This is a genomic window from Paraflavitalea devenefica, from assembly GCF_011759375.1.
Taxonomy (GTDB): domain Bacteria; phylum Bacteroidota; class Bacteroidia; order Chitinophagales; family Chitinophagaceae; genus Paraflavitalea; species Paraflavitalea devenefica.
On sequence record NZ_JAARML010000005.1, the window covers coordinates 121,182 to 146,382 of the forward strand.

14 protein-coding genes are annotated in these 25,201 nt (G+C 49.5%); 11 read left to right on the forward strand and 3 right to left on the reverse strand.

Features of this window, described 5'->3' with window-relative positions; all coding sequences use genetic code 11:
- Nucleotides 1-23: 23 nt before the first annotated feature.
- The 3 genes from HB364_RS25395 to HB364_RS25405 form a co-directional block, all read right to left on the reverse strand.
- Nucleotides 24-458 carry a hypothetical protein gene (locus HB364_RS25395; RefSeq protein WP_167291192.1) on the reverse strand — a complete coding sequence of 145 codons (435 nt, stop codon included), beginning with the start codon at nucleotides 456-458 and terminating at the stop codon, nucleotides 24-26.
- 95 nt (nucleotides 459-553) lie between these two features.
- Nucleotides 554-2,329 carry a T9SS type A sorting domain-containing protein gene (locus HB364_RS25400; protein WP_167291193.1) on the reverse strand — a complete coding sequence of 592 codons (1,776 nt, stop codon included), beginning with the start codon at nucleotides 2,327-2,329 and terminating at the stop codon, nucleotides 554-556.
- Nucleotides 2,330-2,338: 9 nt separating this feature from the next.
- Entirely contained in the window at nucleotides 2,339-3,103 is a 765-nt protein-coding gene (locus HB364_RS25405) for a hypothetical protein (protein ID WP_167291194.1), read from the reverse strand.
- Nucleotides 3,104-3,384: 281 nt separating this feature from the next.
- On the opposite strand from HB364_RS25405, the gene HB364_RS25410 reads away from it, so the two are divergent.
- The 11 genes from HB364_RS25410 to HB364_RS25460 all read left to right on the forward strand — a co-directional run bounded on the left by HB364_RS25410 (nucleotide 3,385) and on the right by HB364_RS25460 (nucleotide 25,183).
- Nucleotides 3,385-5,946 (forward strand): TonB-dependent receptor plug domain-containing protein, encoded by a 2,562-nt coding sequence (locus HB364_RS25410; RefSeq protein WP_208420100.1) that lies wholly within the window; start codon nucleotides 3,385-3,387, stop codon nucleotides 5,944-5,946.
- A gap of 138 nt (nucleotides 5,947-6,084) precedes the next feature.
- Nucleotides 6,085-6,663, forward strand: coding sequence for an RNA polymerase sigma factor (locus HB364_RS25415; protein WP_167291196.1), 579 nt, complete (start codon nucleotides 6,085-6,087; stop codon nucleotides 6,661-6,663).
- An 82-nt stretch (nucleotides 6,664-6,745) separates the two neighbouring features.
- On the forward strand, nucleotides 6,746-7,792 hold the full coding sequence (locus HB364_RS25420; protein ID WP_167291198.1) for a FecR domain-containing protein: 1,047 nt from the start codon (nucleotides 6,746-6,748) through the stop codon (nucleotides 7,790-7,792).
- Between the two features lie 43 nt (nucleotides 7,793-7,835).
- Entirely contained in the window at nucleotides 7,836-11,123 is a 3,288-nt protein-coding gene (locus tag HB364_RS25425) for a SusC/RagA family TonB-linked outer membrane protein (protein ID WP_167291206.1), read from the forward strand.
- Between the two features lie 17 nt (nucleotides 11,124-11,140).
- Nucleotides 11,141-12,760 (forward strand): RagB/SusD family nutrient uptake outer membrane protein, encoded by a 1,620-nt coding sequence (locus tag HB364_RS25430; RefSeq protein ID WP_167291208.1) that lies wholly within the window; start codon nucleotides 11,141-11,143, stop codon nucleotides 12,758-12,760.
- A 253-nt stretch (nucleotides 12,761-13,013) separates the two neighbouring features.
- Nucleotides 13,014-15,293 carry a glycoside hydrolase family 127 protein gene (locus HB364_RS25435; protein ID WP_208420101.1) on the forward strand — a complete coding sequence of 760 codons (2,280 nt, stop codon included), beginning with the start codon at nucleotides 13,014-13,016 and terminating at the stop codon, nucleotides 15,291-15,293.
- Nucleotides 15,294-15,501: 208 nt separating this feature from the next.
- Nucleotides 15,502-16,095, forward strand: coding sequence for an RNA polymerase sigma factor (locus HB364_RS25440; protein ID WP_167291211.1), 594 nt, complete (start codon nucleotides 15,502-15,504; stop codon nucleotides 16,093-16,095).
- An 89-nt stretch (nucleotides 16,096-16,184) separates the two neighbouring features.
- The gene (locus HB364_RS25445) at nucleotides 16,185-17,426 is read left to right on the forward strand and encodes a FecR domain-containing protein (RefSeq protein WP_167291212.1); all 1,242 of its coding nucleotides are present in this window, start codon (nucleotides 16,185-16,187) and stop codon (nucleotides 17,424-17,426) included.
- Between the two features lie 278 nt (nucleotides 17,427-17,704).
- Nucleotides 17,705-21,256, forward strand: coding sequence for a SusC/RagA family TonB-linked outer membrane protein (locus HB364_RS25450; RefSeq protein ID WP_167291214.1), 3,552 nt, complete (start codon nucleotides 17,705-17,707; stop codon nucleotides 21,254-21,256).
- 18 nt (nucleotides 21,257-21,274) lie between these two features.
- Nucleotides 21,275-22,663, forward strand: a complete 1,389-nt coding sequence (locus tag HB364_RS25455) for a RagB/SusD family nutrient uptake outer membrane protein (RefSeq protein WP_167291216.1) — start codon at nucleotides 21,275-21,277, stop codon at nucleotides 22,661-22,663.
- A 30-nt stretch (nucleotides 22,664-22,693) separates the two neighbouring features.
- Nucleotides 22,694-25,183, forward strand: coding sequence for a zinc-dependent metalloprotease (locus HB364_RS25460; RefSeq protein WP_167291218.1), 2,490 nt, complete (start codon nucleotides 22,694-22,696; stop codon nucleotides 25,181-25,183).
- The last annotated feature ends 18 nt before the right edge of the window (nucleotides 25,184-25,201 follow it).

The following is a 25,201-nucleotide window of genomic DNA, read 5'->3' on the forward strand; positions in this document are numbered from 1 at the left end:
AAATGGCTTTGTTTGTTAAGTACTTACGGTGTACAATCATAATTGCCGGTAAGATAATAAGTATGGTAGCTCATTTCTCCCCAGTCCTGCGATTCGTTGCAATCCAGGTCATTCCATTCTTCCTGGTCCTGGCCCAGGTAAAGCCGGGTCTGTCCGGGATTAACAGTCACCCAATGCGTGGAACTGCTGGTGCCCCAGGGCGCCACATCTACTACCTCTACTTCCAGGGCTACCGGCTGCGTAAACGAACTGCCGTGATAAACGAGGTATTTCTCTGTGATGTGGAAATAATAACAGGAGCTCCCTGTCCACCCGAAGTCATCATATTCAAAATGAAAATCATTGGGGGTAGGACAACTTTGGGCTTCAGCGGCTTTCCAGTCGGTGGTAGCGTCGGGCTGTGCCAGCAATAGACACAATGGGAAAAGATAAATGGCGGTAAGGTTTGTAATGCGCATAAAATAAATGGTTTAATGCCCAGAAATTACGCTAATACCTAACCCTGCGGGTCAGCTATTTATGCAATCTATTCAGTCTGATGGTCGCTGTGGGGTTACCGCTTCAGCACTTTTTCTGTCTTCACTGTTTTACCATTTTCTACGATCATCACCATATACAATCCTTTCACCCAATTCCGGGTATCTATCTGAACAAGGTTGCCGGTAGCCAGTTCCCTGGCCACTTGCTGTCCGGTTGTATTAACGACTACTACCTGGCGCCCGGCCCGCAGTCCGCTTACCGTTAATACGGTTTGCACGGGATTGGGAGCGATGAGCAGCGGAGCAGCACAATCCGAACGCAGGCTGATAATATCGCTGTAGGCCTGCCGTTTGTCTTTATCTATCATCGCCAGGCGGAAATAATTGACACCCGGTTGTATGCCAGTATACTTGTAATGATAAGAAGCGCCATTGGGGTTGTTCCTGCTGCTGACAGCACCCACCGGCCTGTACTCAACAGCATTGACGCTATGCTCCACCACATACTTCCAGCTATTGCTTTCACTGGCGGTTGTCCAGCTCAGTTGGCCGGTACAGTTCACTACCTCACCGCGGAAACTCGCAACGGTAACCGGCAGGGGAGAGAGGAGGTCGCTGGCCTTACTGAAATAACCGGTGGCATCACTGGCCAAATAAGGCACGGTATAGGTGGCACAGTGGGAACTGATGGGAGAACCGCCATCGGTTTGTGTACCCGTGCTCCAGAAACCCGCACTGGTTTGTTGGGTTACAAAGGCCGTGGTATTGGTAAACGAGCTGCCGTTGGTTCCGGTACCCGAGGGATTGGTGGCTGAATTGTGCTGTAAACATATATTGGCAGTGCCGGGTGTGTCAGTATATACATGCCAGGTGCGATCTATGCCTTCTGCAGGCACCGATTCTGTAGCGCCTGAATTGGCATAGTTTTTCACCTGTACATTATAATCATTGGTCGACCCGGAAGTATTGGTGAGGGTAAGGGGCGTATAGTCGCTCTCAGCCTGTCCTACAGGGAATGTATAAGCTGCGTTGTTGGCAACTCCTTCTTTCTTCAATACGCCTGTGCCATTGCTGATAAAATACCCTTCGTAGGCATTGATGGCACTATGTATATAACTGCCTGTGGCCGTCAGGATGAAATTATTGTTATTCAGGGCTACATCTCCACCGGCAGTAGCAAAGCCAAAGGCGCCACTAAGGCGTGTATCGCTGCTGCCTGCCGCGGCCGAATTATCGAGGTTGCACAAAGAAACATTATTCGGATTATAGTTGGTGATGGATACATTCATGTCCACGCCGCCGCCATCTATATATTGAATGGTATTGCCGGTGGCGGTATAGGCCGTAGCATTAGCTGGGTAGCGCAGGCTACCGCTCACGGGGTCGTTGGTGTTTATTGCCGGCCTGGGCATAATGAGTGAGATAATGCCGGCGCCACCGGAATTGTTGACCACAGCACCCGGCTGGTTGATCCACTCATTGCCATAAAAATAGAAATTACCGCCGTTGTTAACGGTAAGCGTAGAACCTGCATTAATATACAGGTTACCATATACAAACAGCTTTCCACTGCTTTCAATAACAATACTGCTATTGTTGCTCAGCCGCAGATCGCCATTAATATATACATCTCCTTGTATGGTAAGCGTACCCCCATCGCCGTTATCAAGGCCGCCATCCTGTACGTATTGCGACCCGGGGCCGGAAAATATAAGGCTGCCGCTGGTGGTAGTAACCCCGCCACGGCTCGCATCAAAAGGGGTGGATGATGTGCCGGGGCATTGGGCTGCAAGCCGGTGACCTGCCGCAGTAAGCAGAAGCAGTATTAACAGGTAGGAATATGTTTTCATAATTGCTCGTCATTGCTTTAAAATGGATAAATAAGTGCGTGCCGGATCGGCGCTAATGGCAACAGAAGCACTGCCGGGAATAGAATAGGTCAAATGGCTACCCACTATGGTTACCTGGTCACCGGCATTCAAATAATAATGGATGGATGTTGTAGCGGAGCCGCTTCCCGGTGGATCGCCGGCTACAACGCCGCCTGATACTTGCACCGAGGTGGTTCCGACAGCGACATCAGCGCCATTTATCCGGATGGATATGTGGAGGAAAGGGGTGCGGAAAGAGCCGCCCCCGCCAACATTGGTTTGAAAACCTGCGCTGATGCTGTACCAGCCCTGCATGCCGGCGGGCACAGTAAGTACACTTCCATTCCAGGCGCTGCCAAAATTATTGGTGGTTACCGCCCAATCAGTAATGGCTGCGGCGCCGTTAATCATTTGTGTGCCGGCGCTTTTTACAAACAACCCCGTAGGGGTGGGTTCATACCTCACCCAGCGTGCGCCATTGTTAAAATAAATACCCGCGCTAACGTTATTGGGACTGGTACCGGCAGTGGCCGTATTATACACTACCATGCCTGCCACATGGGCGGCCAGCGGAGCCGGGTTATCGGCCGCAGTAAGTGCTACACGGTTCAGCAAAAGCCCTTTATTGGCAGCACCAAGTTCCAGGCTCGCATTGACGTTGGGGGCGCTGGTGCCAATACCAATATTGCCCGTTTGTGCCTGGCTTGCAAAAAAGATGGATAAAAACAGGAAGGATAGGATCGTTCTGATCATTGTAGTGGTTTTATGAAATATGGTAAATGTTGGTATACTTTACGGTTTCAGGGTGGCGTGCTTGCCGGCTGGGCTAAGAAGCCCATTACGGTGCTACGGTGCGGTAAAAAAGTAAAGGGCACGTAAACCGGTTTATCACGGCAAATTACGGGTTATGCCTTATGAGTGCCTGTAGAATGACTTGTGGTTTTTTGTAAGATTATTACTACAGGACAGGAAACTATGCGGGCCGCATTTAATCAGTCGTGGATGAACCTCCCTATTTTTGCAGCAACAAACCAATGCTTACGGGATCATTTACTATATATAGTCTGCTGTGCGCTTTGCTGTTTATGGCTGCTGTAACACAGGCACAGGAGGCTAAGCCAGATACCGCCAGGGCCCAGGAGCTGGAACGGGTGGTCGTATCCGCCTCCCGCCGGTCAGAGCATATTTTGCAGGCTCCCATCAGTATTGAAAAGTTAAGCGGTGAGGCCATTAGAAACCATACACAGCCTTCTTTCTTTGATGCTATAGAAAACATAAAAGGCATTCAGGTGATTACGCCAAGCCTTGGGTTTAAAGTGATCAATGCAAGAGGGTTTACCAATACCACCAACGTGCGCTTTGTGCAAATGGTAGATGGCGCCGATATCCAGGCGCCCCATATAGGTGCGCCCATGGCCAATGCGCTGGGGCCTGGCGACCTTGATATTGCCAGTGTAGAAGTAGTACCGGGATCAGCTTCTGCACTATATGGCATGAATGCCATCAACGGAACGGCTAACTTTATTACTAAAGATCCATTTCAGACAGCAGGACTAAGCTTTGCACAAAGAACAGGCGTAAACCATATGGGCGATCATGAACAGGAACCTGCTCTGTTTTCGGAAACTGCTTTACGTTGGGCCAAAGCCTGGAAGAACCGGTTGGCTTTTAAGATCAATGTAACGTATGCGGAGGGGACAGACTGGTATGCCAATAATCAGACCGACCTTAATCCTACTGCAAATAGCTCAACAGGCCTCACCGGAGCGTTGAATCCGGGCAAAGATGCGGTGAACATATATGCTGATGAATCTTCCAACCGGAGAACACTGACCGTAAATGGAAGGCAATATGTAGTAAGCCGCACCGGTTATGCAGAAAAAGACATGAGCAGTTACCGGCTGCAGAATGTCAAAGGCGATATGACAGTAGCCTATAAATTTAAAAACGACGTTCAGCTCTCGTATACATTCAGGATAGCGCACAGTAATACCATTTACCAGCGAACCAATCGCTTCCGGCTTGATAACTACGTGACGGGTCAACACAGTGTGCTATTTAAAACAGGCAGCCTGCAGGTAAGGACCTATGTGAACACAGAAAACACCGGCGATTCGTACAATATCCGCTCCATGGCCGAAAACATAGATCGTAGCTTTAAGTCGGACAACACCTGGTTTTCCGATTTTACCAGTCGCTTTAATACGGCCATTAATAATGGCGCTGCTGTACCTGTTGCCATGCAGGAAGCGAGGAGTTATGCCGACAATGGCCGGCCGCAACCTCATACCACACAAACAGATGACTTGATCAGCCGGCTGCGGGACATCAACAACTGGGATATGGGGGCTGCCCTTCGGGTGAAGTCGGCTATGTACCATGCAGAAATGCAACACAGCCTTACGGATGATGTTTTTAAAAAACTCTATACCCGTTACAAACTGTCTGTTATGTATGGCTTCGATTACAGGCAATATGTGGTGGTGCCCGATGGTAACTACTTCATTAACCCTGTGAAGCAGGGTAGTAACCTCACTTACTGGAAAGCAGGCGGGTTTATACAGGTAAACAAATACCTGCTGAACCAGCAACTGAGGGTCAATGGCGTGTTGCGGATAGACAAGAACCAGTATTTCAATGCCAACCTCAATCCGAGGATCGCACTGGTATATACCCCCTGGCCACAGCACAACTTTCGCCTGGCCTTTCAGCAGGGCTATCGCTTTCCGAGCTTGTTTGAAGCGTTTTCCAACATCAACAGCGGAGGTGTAAAAAGAGTGGGCGGCCTGCCGGTCATGTCGCAGGGCATCTTTGAAAACAGTTACCTGCGTGCTTCTATTGATGCTTTCCAGGCTGCCAATACCAATGATGTGAACACGAATGGGCTCACCCTGGAACAGGCGATGGAAAAGAACCAGGGTTTACTGAAGAGAAACAACTATACCTACCTGGAGCCGGAAAAAATAAAGGGCATTGAAGCCGGCTACAGGGCGCAGCTTCTGAACAACAAACTCACCATTGACCTGGATTTTTACTTCAACCGGTACAGCAACCTGATGGCGCAGGTAGAAGCCAATATTCCCCGGAATGCTTCTCCGGATAGTCTGCTGTACTACCTGAACAACCGGCAATTACAAAACCGTTACCGTCTTTGGACCAATTCCAAAACGGTAAGTAATAACTATGGGGGCACCCTGGGCATTGGTTGGGAGCTACCCAACTACTATAAGCTCAGCGGCAATATTACCATGGCCAAACTGGCCCGTACTTCCCGGAATGATGGCCTGGAGGATAGCTTTAATACTCCTTCCTGGATCTATAACCTTACTGTTGACAATCCGGCTCTTACTCCGCATACCGGTTTTGAAGTAAACTACAGGTGGCAGAGCAGGTATCTCTGGCAATCGTCGCTGGCCAGTGGCTGGGTAGAGGCATATAACACGCTGAATGCGCAGGTACAATACCATACTATCAAGGGTGACTTTCGTATAAAACTGGGGGCAACCAACCTTTTGAACAAATACTATTATTCATTCATAGGCGGCCCTTCTATTGGTGGATTTTATTACAGTACTGTTACTGTAAGTATTCATTAGCGCGTGACTGCCTGTTGATTGCCTGATTTTCAGGACACTGCGGACTATAAATAATTGTTTATTTAACACTTAAAGGATTTTTGCTACATTGCGGTCAGCGCAACTGCCATTGCTTTCAACGGGCGTTAACCTGAGACCATGCGGGAAAAACAACAGCCATACTTTGATCAAAGCGTATCAGATAATTACCGGAACCTGTATACCCGCTACTACACCAGGCTCTACAACTACGGCCGTAAATTCACCACTGATATCATTCTGATTGAAGACAGTATCCAGGATATCTTCCTCGATTACTGGAAAAGAAAAGACACGCACCGGCAGCCGGAGGCGATTAACAGCTACTTCTTCTCTGCATTCCGGTATTCTCTCTTTAAAAAAATAAACCGGGAAAAAAAGCACGTCTCCTTATCAGATGAAAAAGAGGAGCCCGATTTCTCCATTCACCATTTCGCCAGCCGCTATGAAGCTTCGCCCGATATGGAGGAACAAATACAGGCCGCCCTCCGGCAGCTTACCGGCCGGCAACGGGAAGCCCTTTTCCTGCGTTTTTATGAAGGGCTGTCCTATGAGGAAATTGCCGTCATCATGGATATCTCGGTAAAGGCTTCTTATAAACTCATGGCCAGGGCCTTACTGCAATTAAAAAACACCCTTCCCCTTCCTGTTTGGCTGCTCTTCTGGTCAATGTTAAACCGTTATCCCGTGCATTTTTGATCCCTTGGGCAAAAAAATAAAAAAAAGTTTCCCTGCCGTGGGGTAATTATCCTTATTCCCGGCACTATATATACTTATAGCAATGGAGATGCCTGATTATAAAGCGTATGAAAACTTCAGCAGCAGGGACTTTATCTGTAATCCTGCCTTCCAGGAATGGATCATTGAGCCCACGGCTGAACGGGTGGACTTTTGGAAAGAATTCCTCTTGCAATACCCGGCCGCCACGGAGCAGGTGCAGGTAGCAAGGTCCTTCCTGGAGCGGATCGCTTTCCGGGAAGAGTTTCCGGATGAAGCCATCGTGGCGGCTGCTTTTGAAAAGCATCTACAGGCGGTAGCTGCAGAAAACAGCCCGGAAATGCAACCCACACGGGGAAAGGTCCGCAGGTTATGGAAATTAGCCGCAGCAGCTGTGGTGGCAGGCATCCTGCTTACAGTAGCTGCCACGTGGTACATCTCACGCGATACCAGGAAGCTGTACCAGACCCAATATGGCCGCACGGAAAACATTGTATTGCCCGATGGCTCTACAGTAACCCTCAATGCTAATTCGACCCTTCAATATATAGATGACTGGCATAAAGTGCCTACACGGGATGTATGGTTACGGGGAGAAGGCTTTTTTACAGTCAGGAAAGCCTTTCAGCGTAACACCCAGGCACTGCAAAAGTTCAGGGTGCATACGGCCGATCTGACCGTGGAAGTGCTCGGTACCTCCTTCGATATCCGTGAACGGCGGGGCATTACAGAAGTGGTCCTGGGATCGGGTAAAATAGAGCTGTTCTTCCGCAATCCTGCCCACAAAAACATCGTGATGAAGCCGGGTGACCGGGTAGTGTATGATCCCCGGCAGCAACAGGTATTAAAGGATACCACCAATGCCGCCGATTACAGCGCCTGGCAACACAACAAGCTGATCCTTAAAAATCCCACGGTGCAGGAGATCACCCGGTACCTCGAAGACAACTTTGGCTACCGGATCGTGCTGGAAGACCCGCGGATGGGCAGCAAAACGATTAACGGACCTATTCTCTATGATAGTTTGAACGATGCCTTATTCATATTGTCAACTGTTTTAAACACACAGGTTATAAAAAAAGACAGCACCATTATTCTCCGGCCAAGATAAGCGTGCTGTGGTCTCTGATTACTTATTCTAAAAATTGCTAACAATGATTGCTTATCATTTGAGAAGATGCTTCTTCGCATGCCTATGCCTTAGCCTTTTTACTACACAGCTATATGCACAGGCAAAATCCTCCTCCCTGCAGGACGCCTTAAAAAAAGTAACACAGGTATTCGGAACACAGTTTGTGTATGATGCCGCGTTGCTCGAAGGCAAACAAACCAGTTTTGATTTCACCAATGTAGAAAAGAGAACACCGGAGGAAGTGCTTAAAGCTATTCTGTATCCCCATAACATTGTGTTCCTCTACGTAAAACCTAATTACTATACCATCGTTGCCAAAGACCGGATCGAAGGTGTAAATACTGCTGTTACAGCCGCTAATGCATCGCCTGCATCGTCGTCCGTTTCTACAGATGTGGTGAAAAAGAAGCTGACGGTTACCGGCTTTGTGACAGACAGCACCCGCAAAGGCATTCCGCAGGTGACCATCGTGGAAAATGGCACCCGCAACACCGCCATGTCGGCCGCTGACGGAAGCTTCAGCATCGCCATTTCGAAAGAAGAGGCCATACTCAATTTTTCTTCCATTGGTTATGTGGCGCAGGATGTGCCGGTAGGCGGCAGGACTACGCTGACGGTCACCATGAAAACAGCTACCAGCAACCTGACAGAAGTGATCGTTATTGGTTATGGTACACAGAAGAAAGGGGAGGTAACCAGTTCAGTAGCCACAGTAAAAGCAGAGAACTTTACCAAAGGGACTGTGTTGGACGCCGGTCAGTTATTGCAGGGTAAAGTGGCAGGACTTTCTGTTACCGCTCCGAGTGGCGATCCTACCAGCGGCTCACAAATACTATTGCGTGGTAATACGACCCTCTTGGGCGCCAATGCCAATCCGCTGATCCTGGTAGATGGTATTCCCGGCGATCTCAAAACCGTAGCGCCCGAAGACATTGAATCCATTGACGTGCTCAAAGATGGTTCTGCGGCTGCGATCTATGGCACACGCGGCACCAACGGTGTTATCATCGTCACTACCCGCAGGGCCAGCGGTAACTATACCAATTCCGTTGAGTACAGTGGTTCGGTAAGCACCCAAACCATTGCCCGCAAGCTGGACATGCTCACTGCCGCCGATTACCGCAAGCAGATTGCCGATGGCGACCGGGAACCGGTACTCGACCTGGGCAGTTCTACCGATTGGCTGAAAGAAATATCCCAAACGCCCATTAGTCACGTGCACAACCTTACCTTCCGTGGTGGCAACAGTACTACCAACTACCTCGCCAACATCAACTTCCGGTTGCTGCAGGGCATCTTTAAAAAGTCGGATAATAACACCTTTACCGGCAGGGTGGATATCAACCACAACATGTTCAACAATAAGCTGAAGTTCAACTTCGGTATGATCAGCTCACAAAATAAATTTACCACCACCGGCGATGGGTTTAGCTTCAATGGTTACACCTACCGGCAGGCGCTTATCCGTAACCCGACAGCGCCGATCTATGATTCCACCGGCCGCTGGCATGAGGAAACAGGCCAGTTCAACTATGAGAACCCGCTGGCGCGCCTGTATGAAAGTGACGGAAGGAACACCTCGCAGAATATGCGTTACAACACCACCATTACCTTTTTGCCTGTCAGGGGCCTGCGGTTAAATGCCCTCCTGTCCTATTCCAAATTCAACCAGAGCAGGGGATATGCCGAAACCAAAGAGCATATTTCCAACCGCCGGGATTCCCGCAATGGTTTTGCTTCTGTAGGCGGGCGGGAGATCATCGACCGCCTTATGGAACTGACGGCTGAATACTCCAGGAGTATTGTTGATCACCGTTTTTCTTTGCTCGCCGGCTACAGCTACCAGGAAAATGATTACTCAGACCACTGGATGCAGAACTGGGATTTTCCCACCGATCTCTTCTCCTATAACAACATAGGTATTGGTAAAGCACTTAAAGAAGGGCTCGCGCCGCAATCCAGCTACCGGGGTGTAACCAACCTCATTGGTTTCTTCGGCAGGCTTACCTATAGCTACCAGGATAAATACCTCCTGCTGGGTAGCCTGCGTTATGAAGCCGCCAGCCAGTTATACGGCGCTGAAAAGCCCTGGGGCCTCTTCCCCGCGGTGTCTGTAGGCTGGCGTATTACCAAAGAAGGGTTCATGCAAAACCAGCAGTTGTTTGATGATATCAAGCTCCGCGCAGGTTACGGTGTTACGGGTACGCAGCCTGTTGACCTCTTCCGTGGTGTGGCCTTGCTGGGATATGGCAGCTTCTATTACATGGATGGCCAGTGGATACAAACACTGTCGCCTTCACAGAATCCTAATCCCAACTTAAAGTGGGAAGAGAAGCACGAAACCAACATTGGCCTCGACTTCAGCATGCTGAAAGGAAAGATCTCCGGTAGCGTAGACTATTACGTAAGGAACATCAATGGTCTGCTGTATGATTACCAGGTACCCAGTCCGCCCAATCTTTTCACCAGTACGCGTGCCAACGTAGGTAAAATGCAGAATAAAGGGATAGAAGTGATCCTGAACTATATGCCCATCCAAACCAGGACCTTTGTATGGAACACCAGTGTCAACTTCTCCACCAATTCCAACAAGCTGGTCAGCCTGTCCAACGACCTGTACAAGCTCACCAATAACTACTTCACGACCGGTGGTACCGGTGAACCGATCCAAACATTCACACATAGGGTGGATGTTGGCAGCAACATCGGCAACTTCTATGGCTTCAAAGTCATTGATATCAGCGATGATGGCAAATGGATCTATGAAGGCAAAGACGGTAAACCGGTGGAGTACGACGACTTCAACCATGCTTTTGAAGACAAGAAAGTACTGGGCAATGGTCTTCCCAAATACTATGCAGGCTGGAACAACAATTTCCGGTACAAGAACTGGGACCTGGCCATCACCATGCGTGGCGCCTTTGGCTACCAGATACTCAACTTCCAGCGCATGTACTATGAGAATACCAACATCCAGCAATACAATCGCCTGAAATCTGCCTACGATAAGATCTTTGGCAAGGCCGTACTCAGCAAAGACGTTCCGCTGGAATTCAACAGCCATTATGTGGAAGACGGCGATTTCTGGAAAGTAGATAACATTACGCTGGGATACAACCTTACCAAGACAGGTATTTCTTTCATTAAATCGGCCCGCTTCTATGTGTCTACGCTCAACACTTTCATGATCACCGGCTATAAGGGCATTGATCCTGAAGTGAACAGGCTGGGATTGGACCCCGGTAATGACAACCGGGATAAATATCCTACCACACGTACCTATACACTGGGCCTCAACTTAAATTTCTAACGATTAAGCTGCCAATTATGAAACGATATATTATTACTGCCGCTATAGCCGCTACCTGCACGCTGTCCTGTACCAAACTGAAAGATACCAGTTACAACCAGATCATCGCCTCCCAGTTCAATCCCAGTGGCGATGACCTCAACTCACTGGTGGGAAGCGCTTATGTAAACTGGCGTTCCCTCTTGCTCAACTGGAATGGGGTGCACCGCGCCCAGGAAAACTCCGCCGATCAGGTGGTCACACCTGCCCGCCCCAATGGCTGGGTGGATGGTGGTATCTTCCGCCGCATTCATGAACACAAATGGACGGCCGACGACGATGTCATCAACAATTGCTGGAGCCGTACCTTCGCCGGCGTTACCAATTGCAACAGGATCATCTACCAGTTGGAATCAGGCGGTATCCCGCTTACGCAGGGAAAGGAGAACGTCATTGCAGAACTGAAAGTGCTGCGTGCTTCCTATTACTACATGTTGTGCGATCTGTTTGGCAATGTGCCCATCGTTACTGACTTCAACGTGCCCGCGGGATTCCTGCCGCAGCAAAACACCAGGAAACAGGTGTATGACTTTATAGTGAAAGAGATTACGGACAACCTTCCTTTGCTCAGTGATAAAAATGACCAGTCTACCTATGCCCGTTTCAACAAATGGGCGGCCCATACACTGCTGGCAAAAATGTACCTCAATGCGGCTGTATATACCGGCACGTCTGCCTGGGACAAATGCATAGAGCAATGTGATGCGGTTATCAATTCCGGCGCCGGTTATGTGCTGGAAGCAGACCAGCGCGAGGTGTTCAAGACTAATAATGAAAATTCCAAAGAGATCATCTTCGCATTGCCGCTGGATGAGAACTATGTGACCGACTGGAATGCATTTGATATCCACATGCAAACCCTGCAGCCTGCCAACCAGGCTACTTATAACCTCAAGTCGGCGCCCTGGGGTGGTATCTGTGCTATACCGCAGGCTATCAGCAGCTTTGATCCGGATGATGCCCGTCTTACCAGCAACTGGATACAAGGGCAGCAATATGCTGCCAGTGGTGTGGCACTCAAAAGTACCATGGGTGCTACTTCCGGTCAGCCGCTTGCCTTCATCAATCAATTGCCGGGCATTGATAAGTCGGATGAGATACATGGTTTCCGCCTCGGCAAATTTGAAATTAAAATGGAAGCCAGCGTACAGTTGAGCAATGACTGGCCTTTATTCCGGTATGCCGATGTGTGGATGATGAAAGCGGAGTGCCTGCTGCGTACCGGCAAAGCGGATGAAGCGGCGGTTATCGTTACTGATGTGCGCAAGCGTAACTTTAAATCCAATCCTGCCAAAGCTACCGTTACCGGCGCACAACTATTGGGTGGCAGTGTATATGATTATGGTCTGCGTAATCATCTTAATACTACCCATGAGGGTGGGGGCGATATCCAATACGGCCGGTTCCTTGATGAGCTGGGTTGGGAATTCAACCAGGAAGCGAGAAGAAGGCAGGACCTAATCAGGTTTGGCGTATTCACCACCAAGTCCTGGTTATCGCATACTCCCAATGGCAGTTATAGAAGCCTATATCCCATTCCCCGGACAGAGCTCAATAAGAATGGTAACCTGAAACAGAATGATGGATATCCGCAGTAAGGCAAGTGGCTAGTGGTAAATGGCGAGTGGGGCAGATTATTAGCAAGATACTCTTAAAGCCTACTCGCCACTCGCCATTTACCACTCGCTTTATGCTTATCTTCGATTTATCTTATTCTCCGCAGAGTCTCCCAACGGGGACTCTGCGGTTTTAAATGATCATTGTTTCATGAAAAATATCATAGTCAGTATTGTTCTTTTGCTCAGCATAAGTCTCGCAGGTTTTGCCCGGCAATCGCTAAAAACTTTTCCATTGAACGCAGTCCGCCTCCTCGACGGCCCTTTCAAAGAAGCGCAGCAAACCGATAAGCGCTACATGCTTTCCCTCGATCCCGACCGCTTGCTGGCGCCTTTCCGGCGGGAAGCCGGGCTGCCTGCAAAAGCAGCTTCTTATGGCAACTGGGAAAATACCGGTCTGGATGGTCATATCGGCGGGCATTACCTTTCTGCTTTATCACTCATGTATGCTTCAACAGGAGAGGAGCGGGTGAAGCAAAGGCTGGACTATATGATTGACCAACTGGAACAATGCCAGCAGGCCAATGGGGATGGATACATCGGTGGCATTCCTGGTGGTAAGGCCATGTGGGCAGCGGTGGCAGCCGGTAAAATTGATGCCGGCGCTTTTTCGCTCAACCAGAAATGGGTGCCCTTGTACAATATCCACAAACTATATGCAGGCTTATATGATGCCTGGGCCATTGCCGGCAATCAAAAAGCAAAGACCTTGTTGTTGAAATTGTGCGACTGGTGTGTGAAGCTGACAGCCAACCTTTCCGATGAACAGATACAGCAGATGCTGCGCAGTGAGCATGGCGGCCTGAATGAAGTATTTGCCGATGTGGCGGCAGCTACTGGTGATCAGCGATACCTCGCGCTTGCCCGCCGCTTCTCCGACCGGCACATCCTCGATCCACTGTTGCAGCAAAAGGACATGCTGACCGGCATGCATGCCAATACCCAAATTCCCAAAGTAATCGGGTACAAGCGGATTGCTGAAGTGGCGCAGGATACGGCTTGGGCCAGGGCGGCTGATTTCTTTTGGAATACCGTTGTGCGGCATAGAACAGTTTCCATTGGTGGCAACAGCGTGCGGGAGCATTTCCATCCGGCCAGTGATTTCAGTTCCATGGTAGAATCGCGCGAAGGGCCGGAGACCTGCAACTCGTACAACATGCTCAAGCTCACGAGGCACCTGTTCCTGACCAGGCCTTCCAATACCTACATGGATTATTATGAACGAACGCTGTACAATCATATCCTTTCTTCACAAAGTCCCACAGGAGGGTTTGTATATTTCACGCCCATGCGCCCACAGCATTACCGGGTATATTCACAGCCGCAGGAAGGCTTTTGGTGTTGTGTAGGCTCCGGACTGGAGAACCATGGGAAATATGGGGAACTGATTTATGCGCATACGAACAATGATCTCTATATAAACCTGTTCATACATTCCACCCTCGAATGGAAAGAAAAGGGCTTGAAGCTCACGCAGGAAACGGCTTTCCCGTTTGAAGACAAGTCACAGATCCGGTTGTCGCTGGCAAAGCCGGCCCGTTTTACGGTGTATGTGCGTAATCCTTCCTGGGTAACACCGGGTACGATGCGCGTTTATGTCAACAAAAAACAGGTTGCTATACGGCCTGATGGCGGTTCTTATATCGCTATCAACCGGCTATGGAAATCAAATGATATAATCAGTATCCACCCGCCGCAGCATACTGAAGTGGAGCGGTTGCCGGATAGCTCACAATGGGTGTCTTTTGTGCGTGGCCCTATCGTACTGGCAGCAGCTACGGATACTGCCGGCCTGGATGGACTGTTTGCCGATGGCAGCCGGATGGGGCATGTTGCCGGTGGGCCGTTGGTGCCACAGGATGAAGCGCCGCTCATTGTAGGCGAGAGCAATAACATGGCCAGCGCCTTACTGCCTTACACTAAAAATCTAACCACTTTATCCTTTACAGCTCCCGCTCTCTTTTATCAACCCAAATACAAAAAACTGGTGCTGCGACCTTTCTTCAGGGTCCACAACAGCCGTTATGTTATCTACTTTCCCTACACCCGTCCGGAAAACCTGGAGCAGGTAAAGAAGGCGATGCAGGAAAAGGAACAGGCCCGGATGGCGCTGGAAACCATCACCGTTGATGTGGTATATGCCGGGGAGCAGCAACCTGAATCGGACCATGCTTTCAAAGGAGAACAAACAGAAACCGGTTATTTCCGGGAGCGCCATTTCCGCAATGCAAAGGGATGGTTCTCTTATGACTTGCGCAATGCAGGCGGGCAGGCAAAAAAGTTACGCGTCACTTATTATGGCCGTGAACGCAACAGGAGCTTTGATATCTATGTAAATGATGTATTACTTTCAACGGTGAAAATGGAAGGCACAGGCCCCGATGCCTTTACCGATGTAGACTATGCGTTGCCGGAAAGCCTGTTGAATAATCCTCCCTCCAGCATTAGGGTGAAATTTGCTGCCCAGCCTAACGCTGCCACAGCCAATATTTTTGAAGTAAGGTTACTGAAATAGACTACCTCCTCCATAGACTATTCCCCGCAGCGTCTCCCAACGGGGACGCTGCGGTAAAAGGAAAACACATCATCCTTTTGCCAGTTCCCACATATTTACTACTTTTCAGCCCTGTCGCGTTTTTCGTGTCAATTTTACTATTGTTTGTCATTACTACACCATTCCATTATACCTTGACCTATGCTCATCCGAAAACTATATGTGCTGATTGACAGACAATGGCTTACATAATGAGCAGGAGCTACTGCAACAAATAGCCGGGGGGAATGAGACCGCCTTTAAACAGATCGTAGACGTCTATTGGACAAAAGTATATGGTCAGGCGCTGGCCTATTGCAAATCAGCCCCCCAGGCCGAAGAACTCACCCAGGATACTTTCATTGCCATCTGGATCAACCGGCAAAAGCTGCCGGACCTAACCAATTTCGCCGGATACCTCTATAGCATCGCCCGCCACAAACTACTCAATACCATCCGGCAAAAACTGGCGACTACTATCGCTGTTGACAACATCCCCCTGGAAGAAACGAACTGGCGGCCAGATGTACAAATGGAATACCGGCAGGCTTATGACCAACTGATGCAGGGCATGGAAGCCCTGCCGCCAGTACGGAAAAAGGTATTCATGATGAGCCGTCTGGAAGGAAAAAGTTATGACGAGATCGCCACAGAGTTACAGGTATCACGCAATACCGTAAAGGAGCATATTGTGAAGGCGCTCAACTTTTTACGCAGCCATGTGGCAACTCACCACGACTGCTTTTTTCCGGGAGTACTATTGCTCATCTTCCTGCGGGATTAATTTTTTATAAACTTTTTTCAACCTCCGACCACCCTGTCTCCGTAAAAATGTGACTATATACAGGTACCGGCTCTAAACGAATGGAATTTATGCCAACGAATGAACAAATACAGGCTTTGCTGGACGAATATGTAACAGGCAATATCAGTACAGGTGATAAGGCATTACTGCTCATCTGGCTGAACGATCCGGCCATTGCCCCACAAATAGAAGAACTATTGCAACAGGAACTGGCATCGGGCCGGTATGAGGCGGACCCGTATCCTGGTGTGCATACCCGTTTGCACGCCCGTCTGCAGGCAGTCATGGACGCTACTATACAAGCGGACGTGACTGCTGCACCGCCTTCCTTGTTGCGTCGTATAGCCAATAATAAAAGCTGGTGGGCTGCCGCAGCAGTCCTGATTGTCCTGTTGGGCGCCGGCCTGTATTGGGTGCTGCAACCCACGGCTCAAACAACCATTGTAGCGGTACCTGAAACCGATGTACCGCCAGGTGGTAACAAAGCTACCCTCACCCTGGCCGATGGCAGGGTAGTAATGTTGGACAGTGCAGGCAACCAGGTGATCCAACAAGGAAATACTACCGTACGGCAACAGGATGGTCAACTGGTATACGACGCAAAAGCACTCACAACTCACAGCTCACAACTCACCTTTAATACACTCTCCACACCACGTGGAGGACAGTTCCAGGTTACTTTACCCGATGGTACCAGGGTATGGCTGAATGCCGCTTCCTCCATCCAGTATCCCACTGCCTTCACTGGTAGCACAAGAGAAGTGATCATTACCGGCGAAGTCTACTTTGAAGTAGCGAAGAATCCAGGGCAACCTTTCGGGGTTTCCATACTTCCCTTCAAGGGCAGGAGTGGAAGCCGGGTTGAAGTGCTGGGAACGCATTTTAATATCAATGCTTATGACGACGAAGAAGCGCTCAGAACAACGCTGCTGGAAGGCAAAGTGAAGGTCTCGGCAAACGTGAAAAACGGCTCGCAGCTCGCAGCTCATAGCTCACAGCTTCTTTCTCCTGGTCAACAGGCACAGTTAAGGAATGATAAATTATCAGTCATTAACAATCCTGATATAGCAGCTGTCATGGCCTGGAAAAACGGTTCATTCAATTTCGACGATAAGTCTTTAAAAGAAGTCATGCGGCAGCTTGCCCGCTGGTACGATATAGAAGTGGTATATGAAGGCAAAGTACCTTCCGTCACATTGGTAGGAGAAATGGGACGGGATGTGCCTTTGTCAAAAGTACTGGCCTTTCTCAAAGGATCACGCATGCATGTTCGGATGGAAGGAACCAAAAAACTGGTCATTACCAACTGACAATTAATTAAACCAATCCCGTTGAAATAAGGTGCAATCCTGTCCGGAAGACGCTTTCGGGCAAGGTAACAAAAAAGCCGTTCCGCGTAGGAGGCGGAACGGCAGCAGTTTGATCTATAAAAAAAGTCGTGCGAGACTGATTCAATTAACCAAACCAAAACAAAAGTATGCAAAAAACTTTTGCGCGGACACTTATTGTCCGCTCAGAGCTGCTGCTCTTTTTAGCCAACTCTACAAGGTTGGTTAAAAGCTGCTTAACAACCAAAACACTGCTGGCAATGAAGTTGACCTTTTTATTGCTTACTGTAACCTTCCTCAACGTATCGGCCGAAGGGATCGCCCAGTCTGTTTCCTTCTCCGGTAAAAATATTCCCCTGAAAACGGTGTTTTCTGCCATCAGGCAGCAAACCGGCTATAGGGTGGCCTATGCACGCGAGGTGTTGGAGGAGGCCGGACCAGTATCCGTAGAAGCGAAAAATATGAGGCTGGTTGATTTCCTCAACCTCGTGTTGAAAGATCAGCCGGTACGATATACCATTGAGCAGAAAACCATCCTCATCATTGAAAAACCGCGTTCCAGTATAACGGTGTTAGTGCAGGCGCCGGCTCCGTTGGAAGATACGGCCGCATTCCTTATTACCGGTGCAGTAACCGATACAGCCGGCAAACCACTGCCAAGAGCAACGGTATTGGTGAAGGGCCGGCAACAGGTAGTAACCACTACCGACGCTGCCGGAAAATTCAGCGTACGGGTGTACCTGAATGATGTGATCACCATCAGCTATGTAGGATACGAAGAGCTGCAACACGTAGTTAAAAGCAGAACAGGTTCTCTGTACTTTTCATTGAAGCAGGCGGTGAACAAGCTCAATGATGTAGAAGTAGTATCTACCGGTTACCAAACCATTCCGCGGGAAAGGGCTACCGGTTCCTTTGGTATTGTTACCGCGAAAGACCTTGTTAAAATACCCTCTACCAGTATTCTCGAACGCCTGATGGGACAGGTAGCCGGCGTGAATATTTCTACCGCTACAGTAGCCGGCAAAACACGTAGTGGTTCTATCCAGATACGTGGCCTCTCTACCATTCCTGGTTATACGGCTGAGTCAAAGGTGAGTATGGACCCTTTGCTGGTGGTAGATGGATTTGTTACAAAGCAATCCATTTCGGGCGGAGCGCTGGATTTCCTTAACCCCGATGATATAGAGCAGATCACTTTCCTGAAAGATGCCGCTGCCGCTTCTATCTGGGGTATGCAGGCTGCCAATGGGGTGGTGGTAGTAGTTACCAAAAAGGGCATCCGTAACAGCAAACCTACCCTCAGCTTTTCCACTACCTATGGTACCAGTGCACGGCCGCGGATGGATTATTACCCTATCAATTCTTCCGCCGAATACATTGACCTGGAGAAAGAACATATTGACAAAGGTATTTTCCCGGACCCTCTTCCGAGGAGCAATCCCGGCGTCTTTTATCCTGAAAACAACAGCCAGGCGCAAGCAATCATTTGGCGTTATAAACGGAATGAGATCACAGAAGCGCAGATGAAGGCATCGCTCGACAGCCTCGGCCTGCTCGATAACCGTGCACAAATTCGTCAATACCTGCTGCAGCCTTCTTCCACGCAACAGTACAACCTGTCTGTTTCGGGCGGTGGCCCCAATAGCTCTTTTTACTTTTCGGGTTATTACTACCAGGATGAACCGGTATACAGAAGCAATGTAAACAAGGGATACTCCCTCAATGCCGGCAATACAGCCACCCTGCTGAACGGAAGAGTGACCCTTACTACCGGGCTTAATTACAGTAATAAGCGGGATAAACTCAACATGGCCGCTGTTAATGCCTTAAATACCGCCCCCGGTGGGCTTAGGCCGTATGATATGCTGAAAGATGCGAACGGCCAGAACATATATTATGACGTGCTGGTGATCCCTACGCTGGCCAGGTACCTCGAAAGCCGTGGATACCTGCCCTTCAGCTATAACCCCATTGATGAGCTCAATTATTCCAATTCAATTGCCAACGGCAATAATGTTACGTTGAACGTAGGCATCAATACCAGCATCACCAATTGGCTCAACCTGAATCTCTCCGGCAATGTCAGCAGGACATTCGCGGAGACAGAAACCTACGATGAGCCGGAAAGCTATGCGGCAAGAATGTTGGTGAACAAAGCCACCGGGCTTTATCCCACTTATGTATGGAATGGGTTACCCAAAGGCGGAAGGTCGGTGCTCAGCAATGCCCAGGGCAAAAGCTATAACCTGCGCGGAACGATCGGCATCAACAAAAACTGGAACAATACACACCAGGTGAATGTACTGGTGGGAACGGAGATCCGGGAAACCAACGACAAGGGCACCGCCGAAACGCGTTATGGGGTAGATAAATCCATCAATCTTTACCGCTCAGTAAGCGTAGGCGCTACCTATAAGGATATCAATAGCAGTACTCAATCTATACCGGTTACCACCAGCGCTATATCGGAATTTACCACCAGGTCTTTATCTTATTACGGTAATGCATCTTATACTTTCCTGGGCAAATACATTATATCCGGCAGCACCCGTTTTGATGATTATAACCTGCTGGGAGCAGGCAAGCGTGAAAGAGCCATTCCCTTATGGTCGGCCGGGCTTAAATGGAATGCCAGCAAAGAAGCGTTCCTGGAGCGGGTGGCCTGGTTAAATAACCTCGGCGTAAGAATGACCTACGGCTTTAGTGGCAATGCGCCGCAGGGATATGCGCCGGTAACCGTGATCAATTTGCTGGGGGCAGATTTTTATACCGGTCAGCCCTATGGCAATATCAGCTCGCCCGCCAACCCAACCCTCACCTGGGAAAAAACACGGATGATCAACCTGGGTGTTGATTATGCGCTCTTCAAAAACCGGGTGTATGGTTCTGCCGAGCTCTACTACAAATTAAGCACCGACATCATCTGGCAAATGCCGATCAATGGCACCTACGGCTTTTCTACCTTTTTATTCAACACGGCCAACCTGCATGGGAAAGGGGTAGACCTCAACGTATCAGTAGTACCGGTGCTCACCAAAAACTGGAGATGGACCACTACGCTCAATCTCTCTTACAATACCAACATCGTTAAAGACGCCCGGTTTAAGCGACCTACAGGTTCCTTTGATACCAAAACACTGTATGAGGGTTACCCGGTTGATTACCTGTTCTCCTATAATTGGGCGGGCCTCGACAGTACCGGCCAGGCGCTGATCAAAAGCCCGGACGGTAAAACAACCTATACCATCATGGAATATCCGTTCCAGGATATACGTACCTATTCCGGCCGTACTACTTCTCCCTGGTTTGGCGGTTTCAACAACTCCGTTAGTTATAAAGGATTTGAGTTGAGCGCCTACATCTCCTTCAACTTCGGCGGCGTTTTCCGCATGCCATCGGCCAATGGCTATGGTTTCAGCAACAACGGGTTTGTAGGACGGAATAAGGATATTGCCACCCGCTGGCGCAAAAAGGGCGATGAAGCATTTACGGATATGCCCGGCATGGTATACGGTGTAGGCGCCAACTTCTACCAGAGCATCAACCGGTACATTGAATCGGACAAACTGGTGAGAAGTCGCAGCTATATCAAGTGCAGGCAGGTATCACTGGCCTACACCATTCCCACTGCCATCGTCAGCAAAATTGGTATGAAGAACCTGACCATTTCAGCCGTTGCACGTGAACTGGGACTGATATGGGCCAAGAACAAGGAAGGGCTCGATCCGGAATACCTGTATAGTGCAGGTACCGGCTTTCAGTTGCCGCCTTCTGTAAAATATAGTTTCCGGCTTGCTACCAACTTTTAACACCTTAAACTGACTTTTATGAATACTTATATAAAGCTCGTTTCCATCTGCCTGTTTGTTGTGAGCCTGACCGGGTGCCGTAAATACATTGACGAAACGCCCATACAGAACAGCCGGGTACTGGAGTATACCGACGATTACGTGGCATTGGTCAATAACAGGGAGTTCCTGGAGCCGGCATACGGCCTGCCCAACCTGCTGAGTTCGGACGATGTGGACTTCACAGCCCCCGAAGTATTGAACGCTGTTAAGCTGAACCCGATATGGACACAGGTCTATACCTGGACGAAACCCTTCTATACAGCCACATCCGATGACTACGAGTGGAATTATCCCTACCGGGCTATCTATCAAATGAACGTGATCATTGAAGGGATCATGCGCAGCAAAAACGGTACGCTCAGCCTGAAGCAGGTAACATTGGCCGAAGCGCTGGTGCACCGGGCCATGAACTATTTCACCCTGATGAGTATATATGCGAAGCAGTATGATGAACAAACAGCGGCTAATGATCCTGGTGTTCCTTTATTACTGACACCGGAATTGTTTGTAGACCTTACCAGGGCATCGGTAAAAAAAGTGTATGAACAAATGCTGGCCGACGTGAAGGCGGCCATTCCGGCATTGCCGCTGACGCAGCCCACTAATATGAAACCCACCAAGGCTGCCGCGTATGCTTTACTATCGAAGCTATACCTGAATATGAGAGCATTCAACGAGGCAGCTGCATTCGCCGACAGTGCCCTCACCATCAAAGGCGCACTGGCCGATTACAATCCCTATGTAGCCACCGCTACTTATACTTTCCCCAGTCAGTTTAATGATAAAGAGGTTATCCTCCGGAAAGTACAGCGCAATGCCTTTAACCCGGCGCAATTAAATCCCGCGTTACTGGCTTTGCTGGATACTAAGGATATCCGTTACAAACTGTTTGTACAGCCAGGCAGCAAGCTGAGCCCTTCTTTCACCGGGCTGGGTTTTTACCCAAGGGAAAGGTATTCAGGAGGCTCACCCGACAGGGCGGCCGTAGGCCTTACCGTTCCTGATCTATGGCTCACCAAAGCTGAATGCTTCGCCCGTGCCGGTGATAAAGACAAAGCCATGCAAATGGTGAACGACCTGCGTAAAATGCGTTTCAGCCCGGCGGATTATGCAGACCTCACGGCCACCGATGCCGCCGATGCACTCCGCATAGTAGTGGAAGAAAGAAGAAGGGAGTTCTTTGGCCGCGGACTGCGCTGGCTCGATCAGCGAAGGCTGAACAAAGACCCGCAGTTTGCCAAAACGGTTACCAGGACCTTTGATGGCAAAACCTTCACCCTGGAACCCAACAGCAATGCGTATGTATTCCCAATCCCTATTAACCTGATTGCACTAAATCCTGAAATGGAGCAGAACCCGAACTAAGCGTAATTCTTTTAAACATACAATCTAATCATGCTACAAAACAAACGTATTTGTATCCTGTTCGTATTGCTTGTTGCTTTCCGTACCACCGAAGCCCGGCAACACCGGCACCATGAAGAAGCAAAAGCGACGACCAATGAAGTAAAAGACACGAGCAAGCCTGCTCAGCCCGTGAAAGAGCCCATCAAAAAATTCTCCGACTTGATCACGGCAAAGGCAAAAGCAAGGTATGGGATCTTCAATGTATACGGGCTGAATGACCGGTACTTCCTGGAGATCAGGGATTCTGTATTCAACCGGGAAATGGTGGTGGTGAACCGCCTTTCGAAAGGCGGCGCCGATGTGCGTACCCGCATGGCCGGCTATGCAGGCGATCAGATCAATGAACACGTAGTGCGGTTTGAAAAAGGACCGGGAACGAAGATCTTCCTGCGCAGTGTATCGTACAATGAATGGTCCAAAGATTCCACGCAGTCCATGCACAAAGCCGTCCTGAACTCAAACCTGCAGCCGATCGTAGGCGCCTTCGATATCAAGGCTTACTCGAAGGACTCTGCCGGCGTAGTAATTGACTTTACCGATTACATGAATGGTGATAACGACATCCTGTATTTTAATCCCATTGCCAAAACCGCATTTGGCCTGGCTGCCTTACAGGCCGATAAATCTTACATCGTTAGCGTAACGCCATACCCATTGAACCTGGAGATTAAGTCCGTTAAAACCTATGCGCGGTCGGGCACTGGCGGCGGCGTAGCCACTGTGGAGCTGAACAGCTCTATTGTACTGCTGCCGTCCAGGCCCATGACCCCGCGTTACTGGGACAAACGGGTAGGTTATTTTAGCAACAGCTATGTCGATTTTGATGCCAATCCGCAGGGTATAAAACCCATATCCATGATCGCCCGTTGGCGGCTGGAGCCAAAGCCGCAGGACATGGAAAAATACAAAAGGGGAGAGCTGGTAGAACCACAGAAGCCCATTGTATTTTATATTGACCCCGCCACCCCCAAAAAGTGGATACCCTATCTCATCGCAGGCGTGAACGATTGGCAGGGCGCTTTTGAACAGGCGGGTTTCAAAAATGCGATCTATGCAAGACTGGCTCCCACCAAAGAAGAAGATTCCACCTGGAGCCTTGAAGATGCGCGTTACTCTGCCATCGTATACAAACCTTCCGTAGTGGCCAATGCCAGCGGTCCGCATGTAAGCGACCCACGCACCGGCGAGATACTGGAAAGCCATATCAACTGGTACCATAACGTGATGGAGCTATTGCGCAACTGGTATTTCATCCAGTGCTCACCCAACGATCCCCGCGCCCGCACGATGCACTTCAGTGATTCACTGATGGGCGACCTCATCCGTTTTGTATCTTCCCACGAAGTAGGGCATACGATCGGATTACGGCACAACTTCGGCGCCAGCACCGCCTATCCGGTAGAGAAGCTGCGTGACAAGGAATGGGTACGTAAGCATGGTATTGCTCCCTCTATTATGGATTATGCCCGTTTTAACTATGTGGCGCAACCGGAGGACGGACTCACAGGAAGTGACTTATACCCACGGATCAATTATTACGACAAATGGGCCATTGAGTGGGGATACCGCGTGCTGCCCGATGCCAAAACACCCGAAGCGGAAGTCCCTGTACTCGGCAAATGGGTCATAGAAAAACTGAAAGATCGGAAATATTACTTTGGTACAGAACAAGAGGCCGATGATCCGCGTGATCAGAGTGAAGACCTGGGCGATGATGCCATGAAGGCCAGCCTGTATGGTATTAAGAACCTGCAACGGATCATGCCCAATATGCTCCAATGGACCTACGAGCCGAATGAAGATTACAGGGACCTCTATACAATACACAGGGAGCTTAGAAGTCAGTTCATGCGCTACATGGGGCATGTGGTCACCAACATCGGCGGCAAATACAATACCCCAAAAATGCGGGAGGAGGAAGGTCCGCAGATAGAAGCAGTACCCAAGTCCATACAAAAAGAAGCCGTGCGTTTCCTGCAACAGCAACTCTTCATTACACCCACCTGGATGCTGGATACGGCCATCATGGCCCGGACTTACCAGGACCCTGTAGACCTGGTGCGCGGCATGCAAACACAGGTACTCAGCTACCTGCTTTCTGCACAGATGCTGAATGACCTGGGTAATGATGATGCAGCTTCCGACGGTAAAGGATATGCACCACTGGAATACCTCAGCGACCTGCAGAAAGGGATCTGGAGTGAATTGTATACGCACAAATCCATTGACATTTATCGTCGTAACCTGCAAAAGTTTTACCTCAGGAGTGTACTGGGACTCATCAAAGCGCCGGCAGGAGAGATGAGCCCCTTCCAGACCAACCCACTTGATGTGGACGCCTCCTCCATTGGCCGGGCGCACCTCGTCCAGTTAAAGAAAGACATCGTGGCCGCTACGCCACTTGCAAAAGATACGATGACCCGTTATCATTTGCAGGAACTGGCCGCCAGGATAACAGCAGCGCTGGACCCGAAGTAATCAATGACAATCTATACA